Source organism: Rhodonellum sp. (assembly GCF_030656585.1).
Lineage (GTDB): Bacteria > Bacteroidota > Bacteroidia > Cytophagales > Cyclobacteriaceae > Rhodonellum > Rhodonellum psychrophilum.
On sequence record NZ_JAUSPP010000075.1, the window covers coordinates 1 to 4,985 of the forward strand.

General features: G+C 39.9%; 3 protein-coding genes and 1 pseudogene. All 4 read left to right on the forward strand.

What is annotated here, in order from left to right; translation table 11 throughout:
* On the forward strand, positions 1–516 hold a 516-nt coding region (locus tag Q7J63_RS19025; RefSeq protein WP_304888504.1), incomplete at its 5' end, for a 4'-phosphopantetheinyl transferase superfamily protein.
* 472 nt (positions 517–988) lie between these two features.
* Positions 989–1,720, forward strand: coding sequence for a polysaccharide biosynthesis/export family protein (locus tag Q7J63_RS19030; RefSeq protein WP_051107577.1), 732 nt, complete (start codon positions 989–991; stop codon positions 1,718–1,720).
* A gap of 9 nt (positions 1,721–1,729) precedes the next feature.
* Positions 1,730–4,156: a tyrosine-protein kinase family protein gene (locus Q7J63_RS19035; RefSeq protein ID WP_019599227.1), complete on the forward strand. Its 2,427-nt coding sequence runs from the start codon at positions 1,730–1,732 to the stop codon at positions 4,154–4,156.
* Between the two features lie 191 nt (positions 4,157–4,347).
* Positions 4,348–4,985 (forward strand): annotated as a pseudogene (locus tag Q7J63_RS19040) (polysaccharide biosynthesis protein); the annotation flags it as partial.

Consider the following 4,985-nt stretch of genomic DNA (forward strand, 5'->3'; position numbering starts at 1 on the left):
AGCAAGGTGTTCCGGAAAATCTTGATAGCTAACTACCTCAGGGAGCCACTTCAAAATCTGAAATTTGGGGAGACAGAGATGAAAAAACCCATTTTGTTGGAGCAAATGGATTTTCATTTTAATATATCGCATTCTGGCAACTATGTCATGTTTGTGTTTTCGTCAGTTGCATGTGGTGTAGATGTAGAGTTCATCAATCCCGATTTCCCATCCAAAAGCATCATGGAGTTTTGTTATTCTCAAGAAGAACAGGACTTTGTGCTGGATTCACCAAACCCCACTTATTCATTTTATCGGATTTGGACAGCAAAAGAATCCCTGATTAAGGCCATAGGGACTGGTTTGCAGGACAATCTGAAGGAAATATGCTGTCTAAACGGCGTCTGGGACTTGCCTATGTCTCTTTCTCGCGGAAATAGCTTTTGGACCACCATGTCCTTTTCTGACGATGAAAGCCATGTTTGGAGTGTTACTTTTCAGGATAGGTCAAAAAAAATCCGATTTTTTGAAACATGATCTAAACCGAATAGGGACATGAATCGAATTGGGATACTTGAATTGAAAAGGGCTGTACAGGGGGAGGCGATTATGGCAAGTTGGGTAAAAGCAGGCGAAAAGGAATTTGGACCCTCTGAAGGATTCAACCCTTCTTTAAAAGCTTTTTTAAAGCATTGAAAAATACCGAAAAAAGCTATTTTCCTAAAAAAAAATGTTCCAAAATGACTTGAATAATCCTTGTAAAAAAAATGATATTAATTAGGCAAATAGTTATTTGAAATTCATAAATATTTATTTAAAATACGTTTTTTTATTTGTATAATTTACTTAATTTAACTCTCCGATTGAATATATAGGTTCCGATTGATTTTTAATTGCTTTTTAAATTATAGACATTCTTTTTATGGCCAATTACAGGATTATTGTTTTGGGTTTATCCTCAATTCTACTTTTTCAAGTGAGTTGCATCTCCAATAAGAAAGTCGTTTACATGCAAAAACTTGCCCCATCTGCGATGGTCTCGCAGGGGGGTGAACTTATTCCCTACAAGACAGAAGATTATTTGCTTCAGTACAATGATGTGGTGGACATCACCATGACCACTTCCGACCCTGAGTTGAATATTTTATTGAATACAACATCCTCTCTGGAACAAATGAGGATGCTGGGCGGGAATATGATGGGCGGGGGTGATGTCTTTTATTTGAACGGTTTCACCTTGAATAATTTAGGGATAGTGGAATTGCCGATGATCGGGGAAATAAAATTGGTGGGATTGTCCACGGAGGAAGCCAAGCTGATGGTGGAAAGTGAACTCAAAAAATATGTCCGAGACAATGAATATTTTGTTCGGGTGAGATTGGGAGGGATCCGGTACAGCGCCATTGGGGAATTTGTCCGGCCAGGTAAATACACGATTCTTCAGAATAGGGTTACCATTTTTGAAGCCATTGCCAATGCAGGCGATCTCACCACAGTTGCCAAAAGAAATGCTGTCAGGGTTATCCGACAATACCCGAATGGATCAAGAGCCCATATTGTCAACCTGAACAACGATGAAATAATGAATTCGGAGTTTTATTTCCTAAAACCGAATGATATGATCTATGCCGAACCGATGAAAGTTCGGGAACTGGGAACGGGTGTTACGCTTGTTCAAACAACACAATTATTGATTAGTCTTGCAACCGTCGGATTATTGGTTTTCACCGCTACCAAATGATTGGAAATTATGAAAATAATACAAAACAATAGCGAAGAAGGGTACATTGAAGAAAATAAAAAACCTTTTGACCCAGCAAAATTTTTCCTGAAACACCTTCATTACTGGCCATTTATAGTGATATCAATAGTCATTTCCATGACCTTGGCGTTTTTAAAAAACAAAAGTACTCCGCCTATTTATCAGGTAAGCAGCAAGTTTTTTGTAAAGGAAGATGTGAACAGTTCCGGGATTTTGGACCTGACAAGACTCAATACAAGAGGCAATTATAATAATCAAACCCAGAAACTATCTAACGAGGCTATTTTTTTACTTTCCAAACCTTTGGCCGAGCTCACTTTGGATATTCTGGACTTTAGGGTAGGTTATTATCAGCCAGGTTTTTTTGTGGATACAGAACTTTATAAAAACAGTCCGATTCATGTTGAGGTGGATTGGGGACACCCACAGGTTATTGGAGGGAAGATGGATCTGTCGTGGTCTGACCCAAATTCCTTTGTACTCCGCTTCCCAGAGAAGAAATACTTTCAAAATTTCCCGGATTCCAAGCCTGAGGTCGAAATAGACCTTTCAGAAATACCTGCCAAAAAATATAAATTCGATGAGTGGGTTGAGTTGCCTTTTGCAAAATTCAAAGTGACTTTTAAAGGGGTTGAACCCAGTGGCAACACGCTGATCAAATTTAACTCAAAAGCCGGTTTGTTGGCCAAATATACGGGTGAGGACCTTCAAGTGGTGCCTGTGGAGCTGACATCTTCAATTTTGGGATTGACGCTAAACACAAGCCATCCAGAAAAAGGGAGTGATTATCTGAATACTTTGATGGAAATATCATTGGAGGAAGAGTTGAATGAAAAAAACAGAATGGCCAAAAGCACTGTGGACTTCATTGATCACCAAATTTCGGGTGTGGCGGACACCTTGAGCTTTTTTGAAGGGAGATTACAAAATTTCAGGAGCAGCAATAGGACTTATAACATCGCTTCGGAAAGCAATGTGGTTTATGGAGAGATCACCGCCTTGGAAAAACAACTCTCCCAGGAAAGATTCAAAAAGCAGTATTTTCAAAATCTTCAGAATTATTTGGTAAGAGAGACTTATGATCAGATAATCATGCCGGCGGGACTTGGTATCGAAGATCCAATCTTGAATTCTCTGATTCAGAATTTGATAACCCTTCAAAATGAAAAATCCCGTTTGCTCAATACCCAAACAGAAGCGTCTCCAAGGGTAAGGGATGTCACGAATAAAATCATGGATATCAATGCTTCCCTGTCTGAAGTCGTCAGAAATGTGACCAGCAATACTGATTTTCTAATAAGAGATCTGCAGGAAAGAATCACAAGGATCGAGAGACAATTCAGCAGACTCCCGTCCACGGAACAAAACCTACTGAAAATCCAGAGAGAATTCACCTTGAATGAAACCATTTATACATTCCTCCTGCAGCGAAGAGCCGAATCGGCAATTGCGATGGCTTCCAATACTGCCTCGAACAAAATCGTGGAATACGCCACGCCCAATTACTTGCCGATCACGGTAAAGGAAGTCACCACCTACATCATTGCATTGGTTGGTGGTTTTGTTTTCCCGATAGGGGTGATTATGCTCATTATTATTTTTGACCGTAAGATCAAGGATGTGAAAGAACTGGAGGGGAAACTTCTTGTTCCTGTTTTGGCCAAAATTGGAAAAAGCAAAAGCAAATCTTCTTTATCTGTTTTTACGGAACCCAAATCGGCCCTTACTGAATCGTTTAGAGCGCTTAAAACGAATATCAGTTTCATAGTCCCAAATGACCAGTCTGTTGCGATTGCCATTTCTTCAAGTGTATCCAAAGAAGGAAAAACTTTCACAGCCATCAACCTCGCTTCGATCTATTCTCTCAATGACAAAAAAACAATCCTGGTCAGCTGTGACATGTACAAGCCACACACATTTAGGGATTTTGGTCTCAAAGGGGATCAGGGCTTGTCCAATTATCTGAGTAGGCAAGTGGATGGGGTCTTTGATATTATCCAGCCCAGTGGGCACCATTTATTGGATGTGATTTCCTCAGGTTCCATCCCTCCAAACCCTTCTGAGTTGATCGCTTTGCCGAGGTTCAAAGAACTTTTGGAAGACCTGAAGAAAATCTATGATGTGGTGATACTGGATACACCACCTGTGGGATTGATCAGCCAATCTTTTGAAATCATGAAAAACGTAGATGTCATCCTGTATGTTTTGCGGTTTAAGTACAGCGAATGGTCTTTTGCTGATGATCTCAATGATATAAAAATCAAAAAAGGAATCAGGAATATCTACTCCGTGATCAATGACGTCGGCAACCAAGAGTTAAACTACAAAGGATACAGTGGTGACTATTATGACAGTCAAAATTCAAAGAAAAGCTTTATTGCGAATATTTTCAAAAGGGGAAAAGCAGCCCTATAAATTTTGCACACTGTTCTGTCATTTTTTTGACAGATCCTGATCCGATTCAGGATTTTATCTCGCTGTTTATCCTGATTATTTAAGAATACATTTTACTGCGATGTCACCAAGCATGGGACTGAAGGGGCGAAGCCGTAAAATGAAAATCCTGGTTCAATTGCCAAAAAACATTCCGAATTGAATTTTTAGAAATGGATGGATCTGTAAAAACCAAAACCGTTACCAAAGAAAACCACAAGCAAAGGGCCTATCTCAATTCCGTGACCAGCATTCTGGATCATGTGATCAAGCAGGTAATGGGTTTTGTGGTCAGCCCGATCATTGTCAATGGCTTGGGAAGCACCTTCTATGGAGTCTATCAGATTTTGCTTGAAATGACTGGATATGCAGATATGGCTGATATTCAAACTGCTCAAGTTTTGAAATGGACGGTTGCCCAAAAGCGGGGTGTGGCTTCCGAAGAAGAGCTGAGGAGCGAGGTGACCACAGCCTTGGTTTTAACGCTACTGATTCTACCTTTTATTTTCTTGATTGGAGGGGTTTTGATCTGGTATGCACCCATCTTGACCAATGTGAATGAGGAGTATTACAACATGGTGCGGGCAGCAAGTGCCATTATGATTTTTTCCATGGTCATTTATAAATTGATGGATCTTTTTGAAGCCATTTTAAGGGGTATGAACCTAGGATTCAAAGGCATGGGCGCGAGATCAATGCTTATGATTTTTAGTGGCTTGCTTAAGATATGGGTGATCTATCAAGGATATGGTTTGATAGGGATTTCAGTTGTCCAGGTTTTCATTGGTGTATTCACCAGTCTTGTTTTTTA

What these genes read in the sequence shown, in the direction of transcription:
- Q7J63_RS19030 (WP_051107577.1), top strand. Translation starts at nt 989, where the DNA reads ATGCAAAAACTTGCCCCATCTGCGATGGTCTCGCAGGGGGGTGAACTT.
- Q7J63_RS19035 (WP_019599227.1), top strand. Translation starts at nt 1,730, where the DNA reads ATGAAAATAATACAAAACAATAGCGAAGAAGGGTACATTGAAGAAAAT.